We start from the raw sequence: 16761 nt of genomic DNA, 5'->3' as shown, positions 1-16761 counted from the left end.
ATTGTAGAGTAATTAATCGCGTAGATTCTTTAGAGGTTCGTGATTTTGATTGTTTTCTATTGTGTTTTACTGAATATGTCAAGCCTTATTAAGGTGGTTATAGCGTTGGGGTTCCACCTCTTCCCATTCCGAACAGAGAAGTTAAGCCCAACTACGCCGATGGTACTGCGTAACAGTGGGAGAGTAGGTAGCTGCCTTTTTTTTGAGAGAGTCCTTTGGATGGTATATCCAGAGGACTTTTTTTGTTATAGGAAGGAGAAGATAATGATCCTACATGGGATATAGGGTCAAAGAGGGATAAAGCTCAGATGAAGCAGGAGTTGGATGAGTTATTCCCTGTTCGAGATACAGGACTTACTCCCATGAAGTTTACTTGCTTCTACCCAATATTGTCCTAAACGTTTTGTAGGTCATAAGAAAAAGGAAGCAGAGCTAAGGAACAAAATGTTACCTTAATAAAGAGTGCCCAACTCCTCCACTTCCTTTATGACAGATATAACACTCTTTGCGCAAGCCATCGGTAAACTACCGAAAGAAAAGATTAGAAAGATTATTCGCCAGTCAGGTACAGACAAACATTGCAAGGGTTACGATACTTGGAGCCAGTTTGTTAGTATGATGTTCAGCCAATTCTCAAACTGCAACTCAGTGAGAGACATTTCCAATGGTCTTAACTTAGCCAACGGCAATCTCAACCACTTAGGACAATATTGGCTTCTAACACTGTATTTCTAAGAGAGTAAGAGGTCCATGAATGGAAATTCACGTCGCCTCCCAAGTATTAGGAAATAGTTTTGCTGAAAAGGTATAATGGTTTCATAAGAACCACTATACCTTTCAACCTAAAGAAGATAACAATACTCTGTTAACGTATAGCCTTTATTATGGTAGCACCCTGACGGATAAGAAGTAGCCCCTCTCCACGCTCAATAGGTAATACCAATGCCCCATAGGCATTAGTAGTCCCCTCTGCTAGTAAGAGCCCTGCTACATCGTATACTTGATAAGAAGCATTGGGCAATAAGCCCTCTGCATAGATCTCTTTTTCAGTGCAATGGATGGTAGCTCCCTGAACCACTTCTTCCAAAGCATCTTCTACAAGAAACTCCACTGTAACGGTCATATACTTATCCGCCTCAAAGCTATTCCCCTCAATGGGCATGTCGTTGAGCAGTACTCGAGCAATGTAATTGGGCTGATTGGGTTTAGCAGTAACCGTTACCCTATCGCCTTTGGTGATAGGTGTCCAAGAGGGAATGATCTTGCCGTCTACTTCTGTTGTGAACGTGCCTTTATCGACTGGTAAACAGAGCAAACGCACCGTAGAACAGCCCGTAGCATCGCCTTTGATATCTACTTTCCATCCTTTGTTCGTAAGCATTGCCGTCTCCGAAGTTGCTCCGCCCGTAGTTTTATTGATATAGGCGCGTGCTTCGTCTACCTCTTCAGCTTTGGGCAGTAGGAAGTAAATGTCATTCAGTGTGCAGGCATCTATCGGATTAGCTCTAAGGTCTAAGAGCCTTAAAGCTTTGTTTTGAGAAATATCTAACGCCGTTAATTGGTTGCCCTGCATATTGAGTTTGCTCAAACGAACGAGCGGAGTAACATCAATAGAGGGAAGCCCTGCCCCCTCCAAGTCCAACGATTTAAGCGCAGTATTCTGACTTAAATCCAAGGGATTTGTGTACTTATTAGCCCCTGCTGTTAGTACTTCAAGAGCTTTATTATGGCTCAAATCGAGAGCCGTAATGGCGGTATTGTAGCAGGTTAAGACTGTAAGTTTAGTATTCATATGGGTTTTAAGCTCGGGGTAGTTGTTCCAAGCTCCGTAAAACTCTTCCAAATTGGTCAAGCTACTAAGGTCAATAGCGGTGAGCTTATTGTCCGTTAGCCACAACTCTTTGAGAGCAGTCAACTCACTAAGGTCAATAGCCGTCAGTTTGTTTTGTGCCAAGCGGAGCACTTGTAGAGCAGGGGTCTTAGAGAAATGTGCCTCTGTAATGGTTTTGTTCCCTGTTGCGTCTAAGAGTGATAGTTCCCCGTAGATTTTGACAGTAGCCCCTCCGTCTATAGTTTCAGTAATGTTCGCTGGGTCTTTTGAACCTATCGTATAGTCTCTCTTCTCGCCATCTCCCCAGTCTATCTGTATGGCGGTTCCCTCTTTCAAAGCACCCAAGTGCAACTGTAGGGCTGTCTCGGTAATCTCTTCGTCATCGGCATCATACCCCAAGTCGTCGGTAATTTTCAGCGTTATATTGGCAGGAGCTTCTTCCTTTATAACGGGTTTTTGTTGCGATGTGGGTGTAGAAAGTGTGCTACCGAAGCTTTGCGCCCAAAGTATCTGCGCAGAGAGTAGCAATAGTGGTAATAATGATACGATTTTCTTCATCTTTTTCTTGTATTTCAGTGAAACATCTAATAGAATTTATGGTCAAGAGGGGGGTAAAGGCTCCGCTCCTATGCTGTATTACTCGGGGGAGCATCGCAGGATTTCTTGGGTTACTAACCTATTCGTAAACAGTAGCAAAAATACAATAATTATTAAAGAAAACTCACTATCCCAATTCTGAAAAAGGACATTAAAAAAGAAGGTGATACTCCTTGCTCTTAAGTGAATGGGAAGGGGCTTTCTTTGCCTATAGACAAGTGTCTTTTAGGTATCGTATCTTTGATGACACCAGGTTTATGGACGTCGATTAAAGGGTATTTTTAAGGGGCGACTACGTTAGAAAGAAGAGCAGAAAAATCCCGAGAGGAGGCAAATACTTCTCTCGGGATCAATGTTAACCGAATGGAGAACTGCAAAAAGTCCTCGACGGCTGTAAATTAGATTCGTATAACGGTCTCGAATTACTTGCGGCAGATTACTTCTATCTCTACCAAGCCATTCTTAGGAAGTGTCTTAACAGCCACTGCAGAACGAGCAGGGAAAGTGCCCGTGAAGTGCTTTTCGTACACAGCATTCATGGCTGCAAAGTCTCCCATATCAGCGAGGAAACAGGTAGTTTTGATGATGTTATCCATCGTATAACCTGCTTCGCTAAGTATAGCTTTGAGGTTGCGGAATACTTGCTCGGTTTGCTCAGCTACGCCACCCTCCACGAAATTGCCCGTAGTAGGGTCTAATCCGAGCTGGCCACTTGTGATGAGCATGCCGTCAAATTCGATGGCTTGGCTGTAAGGTCCAATAGCTGCAGGAGCATTGGAAGTATTGATTACTTTTTTCATAACACAAAATATTAATAACGGTATTCGTTCTTATCTCTTAATTCTTGCTGGCGTACAATCTCAAAGAGGAGTATTCCTCCTGCAACGGAAACATTCAAGGAACCTATGTCGCCTCGCAGAGGAATAGCCACTTCGTGCGATGCTAAACGGGCTACTTGTACACTTACCCCCTCATGCTCATTGCCGAGTACGAGTGCTATGGGGCCCGTGAGCTCGGTTTCATAATAGTTCTGATGTGCCTTTTCATTGGCAACAACTACACTTAGTCCGCTATCCTTAAGATAACCTACTGCTCCAGGGATAGAGGGAACACGGCAAACGGGTATACGCATCAATGCACCTGCAGAAGCCTTTACGGCATCGGCAGTAACGGAAACACTCCCCCGCTCGGGAATAACCAACGCGTGAGCTCCCGCACATTCGGCAGATCGGGCTATCGCTCCGAAGTTACGTGTATCGGTAATTCCATCCAAAACTACTACAAGAGGCTCTATTCCCTCTTCGTATAAATGAGGGATAAGCATCTCCAAACGAGTATAAGAGACCTGTGCAACCACAGCGACACACCCTTGATGTGCTCCTCGAGTAAAGCGATTTAACCGCTCTGTAGGCACCTCCATAACGGGAACACGAGCCTTGCGAGCTGCATTTTTTATCGCACGTATCTCTTCCGATGCAATGCCTCGACGGAGGTAAATCTTATCCAATTCCTGCCCCGCATCGAGTGCTTCCTGTACGGAGTGTATGCCAAATATAATTTTCTCTTTAATCATTGTTCAATAATTCTCTCGCTGCTACCCTTCCAGCTTCTGTTATAGTATCACCACTGATTAGGCGGGCAATCTCATCCTCACGTTGTTGGGGAGTAAGCAGGGTTAGTTCTGTGTGAGCTATGTTATCGTCATCGTAACGCTTGGCAATGCACATCTGCGCCTCACTGCGTGCTGCCATCTGCGGGAGGTGAGTAATAGCTATAACTTGCAGGTAGTGTCCCATATTCTGGAGTATCTTACCCATTCGGTCGGCTACACGTCCCGAAACACCTGTATCAATTTCGTCAAAGAGTATGGTGGGCAACTGGTCTCGCTCGGCGAGCATCGCTTTTACAGCCAACATTACTCGAGCTATCTCTCCCCCTGATGCTACCTCGCCAATCGGGTGTATATCTTTCTTGCCATTTGCTCCGAAAAGAAGGGTTATTTGGTCGTATCCCGAGGGAGTAGGTGCCGAAACGGGTGTTACGGCAACTTCTATATGAGCATGGGGCATCTCTAATTGATGCAGGTCTTCGGTGAGGCGAAGAGCAATTTTTGCGGCAGCCTCTTTACGCACATCGCTGAGGGAAGCGGCTGCTTGGTCCATACTTTTGCGCGCCTCGTTGAGACGTTGTTCTGCCTCTTGCAAAAGGATATCTTGCTCTTCGTGCTGTTGGAGTTGCGCCTTGAGGGTATCTCGCAACTGAATAAGCCCTTGTGTATTGGGCACTCTGTACTTTTGGATGAGCGTATTCAGCAGGTCTAAACGCTCGGTAACTTGTTCCAATAATAGTGGGTTCGCCTCGATATTGTCGGAGAAACTACCCAAATCCACACAAACATCTTTTAGTTCTATACGGCACGAGTGCAATCGTTCGGCATACTCTTCTAATGCACTTACCTTGCTTACTACAGACTGTAAAGTGCGCTCTGCCTGCAGTAAGAGAGAAATTGCGCCTCCATTATCACTATCAAGAAGAGATACTGCATCGAAAAGACCTGCCTTGATTTCATCGGCATGCGATAGTTGTTCCTCCTGTTCGGCCAGTTCTATCTCCTCTTTTTCTTTGAGATTGGCTTCGTTTAGCTCGTTGTATTTGAAAAGATTGTAGTCATACTCCTCTTTTCCCTTGCGTATCTCTTCGGTGAGTTGCTCCAAGGCTTTTTCTGCCTCTTTATACTCTTTGTAGGTCTTAGCATATGCCTCCAAAGGCACAAACGTAGATAGCATCTTGTCTACCATACGCATTTGGAACGAAGAGCCCGTAAGGCTTAGATTCTGATGTTGCGAGTGAATGTCGAGTAGCATCGCCCCCAACTCTGCCAACTGTGCCAGCGAGACGGGAGTATCATTGATAAAACAGCGGCCTCGCCCCGATACGGTCAATTCTCTCCGCAGCAGGCAAGGCTCTTCATCATCGTAAATAAGTTCATTGAGTATTAACCATTCGTGTGCCTGTTGAGGGATAGAAGAAAACTCTCCCTCTATAACAGATCTCGTAGCCCCCTGTTTGATCATGCCATTATCGGCACGCTTACCCAACAAGAGAGAGAGAGCTCCGACAAAAAGGCTCTTTCCTGCCCCAGTCTCTCCCGTTACAGAAGTATAACCTGGAGTAAACTCGACGGATAAATGGTCTATAAGAACAAAATTGGAGATTGTTAATCGGCTAAGCATAACATCTATTGCTCCTAAAAAGAGGGATTATCGTTTCAGTCCATCAAGTACATTCCCCTCGGTCGGATATATGCGAGTAAGGAGCTTGTAGGCCGTCTGTTTCTCCTCCGAAGTAGCCTCTTTGGCAATCTGTACGATCTCTTGTAATTTGGTTTGAGACACTACCATAAGCAGGGGCGAAAGGGAACTATTCTGCCAAGAAAGCTCCAAATCTTTCAAACTCTCAAGAAGAGAGGTGCGTCCGCGCTGTACGTTGGCGACTAATTCATCTAATCCCTTCCGGTGATATTCATACCAAAACTTGCGAAAAGGCTCTTGACGTGGGTCATTGAGTGCCTCTGCAATGGCATATCGATTATAGTCATTTTCAAAGGCTTTCCAACCTTTCCAGTCAGCATTGGTCTGACCTGCCGCATTGACCAACTGGCGCATTTCATTGCGTGCCACGTTGCCCCCTTGGAGAGAGAAACTATCAAAATCAAGAGCAAGTATAAAGTAAGCGTAGAAGACAACCGAGGCGACCAGATTACTTGATATTTGGGTACTGTTATACTCAATTACATCAAACGACTGATACTCAAAGTTTACATCACGGTCTCTGTAGACCAAAAGAGGCGATTGGTAGGAGGCATTGTAGACGGGACGCTGTGCTGTAATGTAGAGCTCTGCCTGATACTTTGTCTCTTCCTCTACGGAGATTAGGTTCAATGCAAAGTTGCATTCGATACGTTCATTGGGAGAGAAGACAGCATTCGTCCAACGTGTATTATTGAGCATATCCGACAACTGACGCTCCAACTCAGAAAATTGCTGTTTATCGACGGTACCCAATCGGTCTGTATTGACTGTTACCTTTGCTTTTAACTCCTGTGCCCAACCTCGAAAAGGTATAAACAAAAGGAGCAAAAGGATTATACCTTTTGAGAGTTTGCTCATATCCTTTCTATCTTTTCGATTATAGCCTCTACAATGTCTGTCGCTACCTCTTCTTTCGTCTTAAGAGGGAAATGCTTTGTACTGGTAGCAGAGAGTAGTGCAATCTTATTGGTAGCTCCGCCGAAACCAGCTCCTTGATCAGAGAGAGAGTTAAGTATCATCAAGTCCATATTCTTGACTTTCATCTTGCGAAGAGCCTCTTCCTCATTGCAAGTAGTCTCCAAAGCGAAGCCTACCAAGAGCTGTTGAGACCTCTTTTTATGGCCTAAAGTGGCAGCAATATCGGGATTTTTAGTAAAGCGTAATACTAATTCCTCTCCCAAAGCTTCACGTTTCATCTTTCCCTCAACGGGAGTGGCGGGACGATAATCGGCAACGGCTGCCGAGAAAATAGCAATATCTGACTGAGCAAAGACAGCTTCAGAAGCAGCCAACATATCGAGAGCCGACACCACACGCACGGTCTTAACTCCTACAGGGTCCGGCAAGGAGGTAGGGCCCGAAACGAGAGTTACCGCTGCACCTTTACGAGCGCAAACCTCGGCCAAGGCATACCCCATACGTCCCGAAGAGTGGTTACCCACAAAACGCACCGCATCGATACTTTCATAGGTAGGACCAGCGGTGATTAGAATTTGTTTGCCATGGAGCGGAGCATCATCATGCCTCCCCTTTACGTTCGTTGCTCCCTCTTTGAAGTAGCGTATGACCTCGGCAGTAATCTCCTCGGGCTCTGCCATGCGCCCTTTGCCCTCCAAACCACTGGCAAGGAATCCCGAGCCCGCATCTATAATGTGTACACCTCTTTCTCTTAATACAGAGAGGTTGTTTTGTGTAGCTTCGTGGGCATACATATCCAGGTCCATGGCTGGAGCTACCCATGTGGGTGCCTTCATAGAGAGATAAGTGGTTAAGAGCATATTATCGGCAATTCCGTGCGCCATTTTACCCAATGTTGCCGCCGATGCAGGGGCTATAAGCAGGAGATCTGCCCAAATCCCCAGAGAGACATGACTATACCACGAACCATCCCGACGGTCGAAGAACTCCGATACGACAGGTTTATTCGTAAGCGTAGAGAGCGTGAGCGGTGTGATAAACTCTTTCCCCGCAGGGGTCATAACCACTTGTACCTCTGCCCCCTCTTTGATGAGACAACGAATCAATGTAGCAGCCTTATAGGCAGCAATACTGCCCGTAATACCCACCACGATATGCTTGCCTTGTAGCTTCATTTCTTAGTTTTTACGTGTAGCCTCCAAGTAGAGACGAGTGAAGTGTTTCTTTGTATCCTCAGTAAAGTCGGAACCTAAAATCCAACCATAATAGCCTGGTTCTTGAAGTAGTACCTCTTGTACAAGGCGACCTTTATGCTTACCGAAATTTATCGTAGGCTCGCCCTTATCGTTAAGAACAATGCGTCCAGCGAGGTCTACATTGCGACTCTGTTGAGAGAATTGTGCAAGAAACTCTACACTATTTTGTAATTGATCTGGATAGCGGTCTAATTGCGCTTTGAGGACTTCGTAGGTAGCACGAGTATCCGCCTCGGCAGAGTGAGCGTCTTTAAGCTCTTCATTGCAGTAGAAGCGGTAAGCTGCCTCCAGCGTACGTTGCTCCATCTTATGAAAGATGTTCTGTACATCTACGAATCGATATTGCCCCAAGTTGATATCAACACCTGCACGAATAAACTCCTCGGCAAGCATCGGTATATCAAATCGATTGGAGTTGTACCCAGCAATATCACATCCTACAAACTCGGCCGCTAAACTCTTTGCAATCTGACGAAAGGTAGGGCAGTCCTTAACATCCTCGTCCGATATACCATGTATGGCGGTAGTTTCTGGTGGAATAGGACACTCGGGGTTAATACGACGTGTTTTAGACTCCTCTCTTCCATCGGGGTAGACCTTCAAGAGAGAGATTTCTACGATGCGATCCTTCACAGGCGATAGACCTGTAGACTCGATATCAAAAAAGATAATAGGGCGATTGAGTGCTAATTTCATGCCGATAATGTTTTGGGTACGATAAGTCCGAGCAAGTCTTTGCCCTCTTCAAGATCTGATGGTTTAACTAACAAGGGGCGAGTCTGATCGGCCAAATGGAATACCAAATCGCTCTCTCCCATACAAGAGAGTATCTGTACCAAATCGTGTGTTCCGAAAGCGATAGTCATACGTAGGTTGTCAGGTACCTCGCAAGGGAAACTCTCCTGAGCCATCTTTTCCTCGCCAAACAAACCTGAACTTATCACAATCCCCTGCTCTGTAAACTGAAGCTTAACGACAGACTTATCCTCTGCCAAGAACGTATAGATACGTTTGATAACGTTGGTAAAACGCTTACCGTCTATATGTACCTGATGAGGACTTTCTGAGGGAATGATAGAGGCATAGTTGGGGAAGCGACCTGCTAAGAGAAGAGTAGAAATCTCTACGGAACCCAACGAGAATACGGCCTTTGACTGTGTATAGGTAATATGTACTGGCTCTCCTGCATAGCGTGGGAGAAATCCACGTAAAAAGTTCGCTGTTTTAGGGGGTAGTACTATACGTTGATGCTCTTCCTTGGCAGGTACGGCCTGTGTCTTAAGGTCGCACATCTTGGTTAGGATGAACCCATTTGTTGCAACGAAGGTAAGCCCCTCGGGTATGAAATCCATACAAACCCCCGTTAGTACTGGGCGTTTCTCATCGGTAGCTACGGCAGGAAGAGAAGCATCTAAGGCATGGCGCAAAGTATCTACCGTAAGGGTTGCGTTGTGTAGTACGGGCTCTTCCTCTGCCTGCTTCTGTTGCAAACTAACAGGAGCCAACTTGCGGGGATAAAGAGAAGCGTCGCTACAAACAAATTTGAAATACCCTCCATCGAAGGCCACCGAAACAGAAGAGTTCTCTTGACTGTAAGAAAAAGACAAAGGTTGCTCTGGCAAATTCTTTATATAGTCTATCACATCCTTGGGACGTACCGTAAACGAACAGTTACCCTCGCTGGAAAGCAGAGGAAGAACTCCCGATATACGCAACGATTGGTCGGATGCTGTTACATGGAGGGAGCCGTTTTCTATCTCGAAGAGGAAGTGAGACAATATGGGAAGAGTGCTGTTAAGAGGCACAATCTTGGCGATACTTTGCAGGAGAGAAGATAGCTCCCCAGATGAGATCTTAAATTCCATATTTGTAAAGAATCTTATTAGTTTATTATGCACAAAAGTAGCCTTTTTTGAGGAGAATAAGAAAAGCTTCTCAAGAGAAGAACAACCCCCCAAATGAAGAGCTTCTATTCCTCTCGGTTAGCGGATACCATCAGACAGTATCGTATATGCTCTACAAGAGCTCCAAAAGTAGAAAAAGAAAAAGCTACCTGACCGTAGCCAGATAGCTTTTGGTAAGAGAAGTTCTCCCCGATAGGAGCTCCTTCTGTGTAACTTACTCTTTAATTACATTTCCCAGATTTCCTTATCGTTAGGAATGTGAATCTTGGTGTTAAGAGGAGCTACACGAGATATGTTAAGCAAGTGCTTATAGGTGAAGTTCTCAGAAATAGAGTTGTTACCCCAAGAACCGCAACCCAAAGTATTAGTTACCGCCAACCCGTTTTGGATGTGACCACCTGCAGTAGTTGCACTTGGAGCATTAACTACGATACGAGATACTGTAACTTCAGAACCAACGAGGATAATGTGTGCTTGGTTGTTGGAGTGAATAGCACAAGTATGACCATTACCTTCGTTAGCCAAGTTGGTACGTGCTATCTGTACACCCTCTTCGAAGTGCTTGTAAGAAAGTACACACATCACAGGGCACATCTTTTCTTTACAGATAATATCCTCTGCACCTACTCCGTGAGCTTCTACCATGATAACACGAGTTCCTGCAGGTACTGTAAGTCCAGCTTTCTTGGCAATGAAATCTACGCTCTGACCTACTACGTCCTTAGCGATAGAGCCATCTTCGAAGATAGCAGTACGTACGCGCTCTCCCTCTTCTGCAGTACAGAAGTAAGCACCCTTGTTGCGGAATGCGCTGTACACAGCCTCTTTATCCTTTTCATTGTAGATAACGCTTTGCTCTCCAGAGCAGATGATACCGTTATCGAATGCACGACCTGTGATGATCTTTTCTGCAGCTGCCTCGAAATCGATATCTGTATCTACGATTACCTGTACGTTACCAGCACCTACACCGAAAGAAGGCTTACCAGAAGAGTAGGCAGACTTAACCATACCCATACCTCCAGTAGCAACTACCACGTCTACTGCACCCATCAACTCTTGTGTCTTTTCGATGCTAGGCTCTTCGATAATTTGTACCATTGCATCGGGTACATTGAAAGGAGCGATAGCCTCTTTGATCAAACGCACAGCGTGAGCCGAACAGTTCTTGCTACGTGGGTGAGGAGCGATGATGATAGCGTTGCAAGTTTTCAACGCAAAGATGATGTTACTCATAGGAGTAACGATAGGGTTTGTAGTAGGAGTAACAGCACCAACTACACCGATAGGCTTAGCAATCTCGATCATGCCTGTACGCTCATCGATATTGAGGATACCTACAGACTTCTTGTCATGGAGGTTGTACCAAACACCCTTAGACTTACCTTGGTTCTTGGCAACTTTGTGTTCGTACACACCCATGCGAGTTTCATCTACAGCTTCGCGAGCCAAAAGCTCTGCATTTTCGTAGATTACCTTTGCAGCAGCACGGCAGATGTTATCTACAGATTCTTGGTTATGAGTAGCTTGATACTGTTTTTGAGCCTCACGAGCCAGGCTCACCATTTCTTTGATTTCCATTTGGACTTCTTATTTTTTATCGTATTTGTTGAAATCGTATTTTGAGAGACGCTCTTCGTTTGATTAGAATAAGCGTGTATATATACCCTCAATCTCATCTACCGAGAAGGGCACATAGTTATTTTTAAGCAAGCGTTGTTGGGTTACAATCACAGACTCTGCAAAGCCACGGCACTCCTCTTGCTTCATACCATACTCTTGGAGAGGTTTACGGCTGATGAGCTTACCGAGCAATTCGTCAAGAGCATCATATACGTTGTCTACCGTGCAGTTGAGCAAGCGAGCCAACTCTCTTTCCAAAGGAGCGATAGCTCCGTTAGGGTCTTTTTTGTGGTAGAGCTTGAATACTTCTGTGAAGAACTGATAGTTAGCCTCTCCGTGAGGAACGTGGTAATTGCCTCCCAAAGGATAAGAGAGTGCGTGCACGGCACCTACTCCAGCGTTCCCGAAAGCGATACCTGCCATGTTCGCTGCGATAAGCATTTCGGCAGCATATTTATGACGCTCTTCTGGATTGCTAGCAGCGATTTTTTGGAATACATCGATGATAGTCTCCATAGCTGCCATACTGAATACTCGTGTGTAAGGATTGCAACGAGGAGATACACAAGACTCGATAGCATGGATGAGTGCATCGATAGAAGCTGCCGCATAGAAGCGGAAAGGCAATCCCGCAAGTAGTTCGGGGATAATCACCGCATCGTCGGCTACAATAGCATCGTCTGCAAGACCCATTTTGGTATGACGAGACTTAATCTCTGCAATAGAGATATTGGTCACCTCACTACCCGTACCACAAGTGGTAGGAATAATTACCAACTGCTTCTCCTTAATCAAAGGAATTTTGTGGTCGAAAGCATCCATTACATCCTTAAGGTCTTTGAGTACAAAGAGCTTAGCGATGTCGATTACCGTTCCTCCACCGACAGCTATCACACGACGGAAAGAGACTCCTTCCAAATCGCGCAAGATGCTGTTCATCATCTCATCGGAGGGCTCACCTACACCATACTTCTCTTGCATCACGAAGTGGCAAGGCAGGTTCAAAGCCTTCATGAAAGGCTGATAAAGGAAATCATTGGTAAGTACGAGGTCATGCTCATTGAGGGCAAACTCCGTAGCAAACTCGGCAAAAGTCTCCGAGCGATGCACTTTTGTGCTTAACTTAAGTAACTGCATGAGTTCTGCGTAATATTTTAATGAGAGAAACGTTTATTAAGTTCTTCTGTTAAACTTGCACGGAAGTCTGGATGTGCAATGGCAATAAGAGCCTTAGCACGCTCACGCAATGTGCGTCCTTTGAGGCGTGCTACCCCAAACTCGGTAACGACATAGTCTACATCGTTACGAGAGGTAGTAACTGCAGCTCCTTCTGCCAAGATAGGTACGATGCGAGATACGGTACCCTTGGCAGCCGTAGCTGGCATCGCCATAATACTTACTCCATGACCAGACATGGCTGCCCCGCGTACGTAGTCTACCTGACCGCCCGTACCACTGAACTGCTTGTAGCCAATTGTTTCGCTACATACTTGACCCATCAAATCTACTTCGATACAGCTGTTGATACTTACGATACGATCAAACTGCATCACAGTACAAGGATTGTTGATAACATCTACCGAGTCGAGATGTACATCGGGGTTGTTATCGATAAAGTCGTAGAGATCTTTCGTTCCCATGAGGAATGTAGCGGTCAATTTGCCCTTGTCAATTTCTTTGCGACTGCCAGTGATAACGCCAGCACGAACGAGCTCCAACACACCGTCTGAGAACATCTCTGTATGGATACCCAACTCCTTTTTGTCTTTAAGGAATAGAAGCACTGCATCGGGGATAGCACCGATACCGAGCTGTAGGGTGTCTCCATCTTTTACGAGACTTGCTACGTTGCTACCGATCGCTTCCTCCGTAGCCCCGATTTTGGGGCGAGGTATTTCGTATAGAGGATAGTCTCCCTCTATAATATAATCCAATTTAGATACGTGGATGAGGTTGTTGCCCCTCACAAAAGGGGTTTGCTTGTTCATCTCGGCGATAACCACCTTGGCACACTCTGCCGCAGGGCGTGTATAGTCGCAAGAGACTCCATAGCTACAATAGCCCTCTGCATTAGGCTCAGAAACCTGTATCACAGCCACATCTACAGGGATGGTGCCTTCACGAAGGGCGCGAGGCACCTGATAGAAGAACATTGGAAAAAAGTCGGCACGTCCCTCAGCAATCGCTTGGCGTGTATTTCCTCCGACGAAGTTGGTAAGGTGTCTGAAGTGCCCTTCCATCTCGGGGGCACAGTAGGGAGTTTCTCCCAACAGCAGCATGTGATAGATCTTCACATCCTGATAATTCTTGTAATTTTCGCAGAGAGCTTTGATTGTGAGCTGGGGGGCACCTGCCGCATGGGAGAGGACTATAGTGTCGCCACTCTTAATCGCTTTTATCGCCTCTTGGGCAGATACGACTTTGCTTTTGTAATCTTCCATCACTTTAGTTTCGTATATTGTCGAGAATATTGATTTCGTATTCTTAAGTCGATTAGATGCTATAGCTGAGGGTTACTGCTGCGCCTCCTGTTGAGCCTCTCGTGCTTCCCGTCTGGCGCGCAATAGAGCTCTTGCCTCGTTCAGCAACTCTTCGTCCATATCCAAAACGGCTATTACACGAAATTTCTCTTCGGGAAAAGCTCCCTGCAAAGTACCCTCGACCAATTCATCTAACGTTTCCCGCATAGAGGGGCACGTAGCACAAGCCCCCTTGAAGGTGACACGAATGTCACCTTCAGGGGATATACTACATAGCTTGACGCCTCCTCCATGTGAAGCCAACAAAGGATTTACCTGTTGTTCCAACACAGCCTGTACGGCATCAAAACTTAAACTCATATAGACTAAAAACGTTAGGCTATAAATTATTTACCTGCTGGTTTTTGGTCTAAAGAGACATCTACCTTGGCAATCTCACGAGCCAACTGCTTCTTGCCTTCCAAGTCGCCTTGACGTTGGATCATGATGCGTTGTGCCTGTGGAGATCCTGCACCGTGCATAGACTCTGTACGGTAACCTACCGCAGCTGTACCGAGCGTGATGTTTTCGATAAGACGAAGCACACGCATACGATTTACTACATCCGTACCCGTTGCACCTTGTAGATATTTGCGTACCAGAGGTCCAAGTTTTTCATCGTGCAAGTCTTGCTCTGCAGGCATGGTTACCATAAGACCACCTGCAATATCTTCTGCCAAACGAGCTATCTCGTAAGGGAAGCGTGTAATATTTTGCTTACAAACGTTAGCCAAAAGGAGGTCGATAAGGTAGTTACCGCTCTTTGTAGGCTTACCTTCTGACGAACAAGCGATACCGCAAGCATAAAGTGTTTCATTAAGGTGAATCATCTCGATGAGTTTATCCTTAATGTGCGATGCTTTAGGTACACCGTTGTAATCTGCTGCCAATGCTGCAGCACCGATGAGCACGTCGCCCACACCTACCTTACAACCACCATAAGACTGGCGGTGATAGCCTGCAAAACGCTCTACCATCATACCTGCATACTTGTATTCACGGCACATGAAGACGCGTTCATTAGGAACGAATACGTCGTCGAAGATTACCAACGCTTCATGTCCACCGAAGGTAGAGTTACCCAAGTCGATATCTGCCCCCTCTTCCATCTTACGAGTATCACAGCTTTGACGGCCGTAAATCATCAAGATACCAGGAGCATCGCTCTCGATAGCGAAAGATACTGCATAGTCAGCGTCCTCCTCACGCATTGCTACAGTAGGCATGATGAGGTGTTCGTGAGAGTTCACAGCTCCTGTCTGGTGTGCCTTTGCGCCACGTACCACGATACCATCCTCGCGTACTTCTACAATACGAAGGTAGAGATCTGGGTCGGGTTGCTGTGATGGGCTCAAGTTGCGGTCTCCCTTGGGGTCGGTCATAGCACCGTCTACCACGAGGTCTCTCTCTTGTACCATCTCGAGGTACTTTTTGAAACGTTGGTGGTAATCGGTTCCCAAATCTTGGTCCATATCGTAAGTAGTAGAGTAGATAGCGTTGAAAGCATCCATACCTACACAACGTTGGAAGCAAGAAGCTGTTTTTTGTCCCAAGAGGCGTTGCATTTTCACCTTATTCTTAAGGTCTGTCGTACTTTGGTGAATATGGCAGAAACGGTTAATAGTTTTTCCCGTTAGGTGACTTGTTGCTGTCATTAGCTCCTTGTATTCATCCTGTTGAGCCAATTCGTAAGTCATTGCCAACGAATTGAGTGATGGACGAATTACAGGGTGATCCACTGGGTTGTCAATTTTTTTACCCATGAAGTAAACTTGAAGATTCAGTTTACGCAAACTCTCAATGTACTCTTCTCTCGTCATCATAACTTTAATCCTTTCCTTTTTTTCAAACTTTCCTCAGAGGATGCTTTCCAAGAGGTCTGTATTATCCTTATACTAATTATTATTAAGCAATACCTTTTGGGCTACTGGGGTCGAGGTTATCTGATTGCATCGACCCAACAGGGCGCAAAGACAAGGAGACAGAGTCCTTTCTGCGTTACAAACTCTCGCACCTCGATAGAGCAAAAGAGGATGGCTGAAAAGACAAAAGCCCCTTGACAGTCCGCACTTAGGCTATTCCTATCAGGGGCCAAATTTCTTAGGCAGTGTTTGGTATGAGGAGGACAAAAGACATCCTAAACAAAAGAAACAACCCCTTCCACAAAAGATGCTCCTCGTGATGCCTCACCTTCTTATCACCCACCGTCTCCTATTCCCCCGGAATAGGCGGGCTATCTCATAATTATAGAATGTATCAAGAGGGGAATCCTACCTTATAGGTATTCTTTCACTCTGCACGGAAGCACTTCGCCAAGCGTCCTATTTATTGGAGCAAGCCCCAACATCTCTCCGTACACTGCACCTCTCCATTGCGAACAAAGGCATACATACAGGAAAAGATATGATGGAGATACTTCTATAACTGCCACAAAGTTAGTACTTCTTTTTGTTCTGCCAAGTTATTCTTACGATTAAAGAGAATAGATTTGCAAATGTGCACAAAACAATAGAAGATGTGCAGTAAAAAGAGGCTCTTATACGAGGAGAAGAAGGAATTATTCTTTACGCTCCTCTCTGTCTTCTATATCTTTTTCACCAAAGAAGGCTGCACCCCATCTGAGTACAGCCTCTTAGTAGAGGATATGTTGTCCCGATGGATAATCCATCTGCAGCTGTAATAATTCTTACTGCTTAACCACGGGGATTGCTTTACCTCCAACCTCAACAAGATAAGTTTCTTGTGGCAGTTGAGAGAGGTCGAGTGTAGCAGAGCCATCGCTACCGCACTGGGTGCGCATTA

14 protein-coding genes and 1 rRNA gene are annotated in these 16761 nt (G+C 45.6%); 2 read left to right on the top strand and 13 right to left on the bottom strand.

The genetic code is table 11. The features are described from left to right. Positions 1-89: 89 nt before the first annotated feature. Together rrf and B5D06_RS04500 are read left to right on the top strand one after the other, a co-directional pair. Positions 90-200 (top strand): 5S ribosomal RNA (gene rrf, locus B5D06_RS04505). A gap of 286 nt (positions 201-486) precedes the next feature. After that, positions 487-735, top strand: coding sequence for a DUF4372 domain-containing protein (locus B5D06_RS04500; protein WP_234989554.1), 249 nt, complete (start codon positions 487-489; stop codon positions 733-735). Positions 736-865: 130 nt separating this feature from the next. Here the strand turns inward: B5D06_RS04500 and B5D06_RS04495 are convergent, their stop codons facing one another. The 13 genes from B5D06_RS04495 to B5D06_RS04435 all read right to left on the bottom strand — a co-directional run bounded on the left by B5D06_RS04495 (position 866) and on the right by B5D06_RS04435 (position 15782). Next, entirely contained in the window at positions 866-2389 is a 1524-nt protein-coding gene (locus tag B5D06_RS04495; RefSeq protein ID WP_078736826.1) for a leucine-rich repeat domain-containing protein, read from the bottom strand. A 461-nt stretch (positions 2390-2850) separates the two neighbouring features. Beyond that, entirely contained in the window at positions 2851-3228 is a 378-nt protein-coding gene (locus tag B5D06_RS04490) for a RidA family protein (protein ID WP_078736825.1), read from the bottom strand. 11 nt (positions 3229-3239) lie between these two features. Further along, positions 3240-4001 carry a 23S rRNA (guanosine(2251)-2'-O)-methyltransferase RlmB gene (rlmB, locus tag B5D06_RS04485; RefSeq protein WP_078736824.1) on the bottom strand — a complete coding sequence of 254 codons (762 nt, stop codon included), beginning with the start codon at positions 3999-4001 and terminating at the stop codon, positions 3240-3242. After that, positions 3994-5661 carry a DNA repair protein RecN gene (recN, locus tag B5D06_RS04480; protein WP_078736823.1) on the bottom strand — a complete coding sequence of 556 codons (1668 nt, stop codon included), beginning with the start codon at positions 5659-5661 and terminating at the stop codon, positions 3994-3996. Before recN ends, rlmB begins: the two co-directional genes overlap by 8 nt. A gap of 27 nt (positions 5662-5688) precedes the next feature. Continuing rightward, entirely contained in the window at positions 5689-6597 is a 909-nt protein-coding gene (gene porD / locus B5D06_RS04475; RefSeq protein WP_078736822.1) for a type IX secretion system protein PorD, read from the bottom strand. Next, positions 6594-7832, bottom strand: coding sequence for a bifunctional phosphopantothenoylcysteine decarboxylase/phosphopantothenate--cysteine ligase CoaBC (gene coaBC / locus B5D06_RS04470; protein WP_078736821.1), 1239 nt, complete (start codon positions 7830-7832; stop codon positions 6594-6596). The genes porD and coaBC overlap by 4 nt, the downstream gene beginning before the upstream one ends. 3 nt (positions 7833-7835) lie before the next feature. Next, entirely contained in the window at positions 7836-8609 is a 774-nt protein-coding gene (locus B5D06_RS04465) for a 3'-5' exonuclease (RefSeq protein WP_078736820.1), read from the bottom strand. Beyond that, positions 8606-9778: a DNA polymerase III subunit beta gene (dnaN, locus tag B5D06_RS04460; RefSeq protein WP_143742610.1), complete on the bottom strand. Its 1173-nt coding sequence runs from the start codon at positions 9776-9778 to the stop codon at positions 8606-8608. The genes B5D06_RS04465 and dnaN overlap by 4 nt, the downstream gene beginning before the upstream one ends. Before the next feature lie 264 nt (positions 9779-10042). Then, positions 10043-11398, bottom strand: a complete 1356-nt coding sequence (locus tag B5D06_RS04455; protein ID WP_078736818.1) for an aldehyde dehydrogenase family protein — start codon at positions 11396-11398, stop codon at positions 10043-10045. A gap of 63 nt (positions 11399-11461) precedes the next feature. Then, entirely contained in the window at positions 11462-12577 is a 1116-nt protein-coding gene (locus B5D06_RS04450) for a 4-hydroxybutyrate dehydrogenase (RefSeq protein ID WP_078736817.1), read from the bottom strand. Positions 12578-12594: 17 nt separating this feature from the next. Continuing rightward, positions 12595-13881, bottom strand: a complete 1287-nt coding sequence (locus B5D06_RS04445; protein WP_078736816.1) for an acetyl-CoA hydrolase/transferase family protein — start codon at positions 13879-13881, stop codon at positions 12595-12597. A 72-nt stretch (positions 13882-13953) separates the two neighbouring features. After that, entirely contained in the window at positions 13954-14280 is a 327-nt protein-coding gene (locus tag B5D06_RS04440) for a NifU family protein (RefSeq protein WP_078736815.1), read from the bottom strand. Positions 14281-14306: 26 nt separating this feature from the next. Next, on the bottom strand, positions 14307-15782 hold the full coding sequence (locus B5D06_RS04435; RefSeq protein ID WP_078736814.1) for a 4-hydroxyphenylacetate 3-hydroxylase family protein: 1476 nt from the start codon (positions 15780-15782) through the stop codon (positions 14307-14309). Positions 15783-16761 lie beyond the last annotated feature (979 nt).

Source organism: Porphyromonas circumdentaria (assembly GCF_900167105.1).
Lineage (GTDB): Bacteria > Bacteroidota > Bacteroidia > Bacteroidales > Porphyromonadaceae > Porphyromonas > Porphyromonas circumdentaria.
The sequence above is the reverse complement of the archived record's forward strand: the minus strand, read 5'-3'. Positions and strand labels throughout refer to the sequence as shown.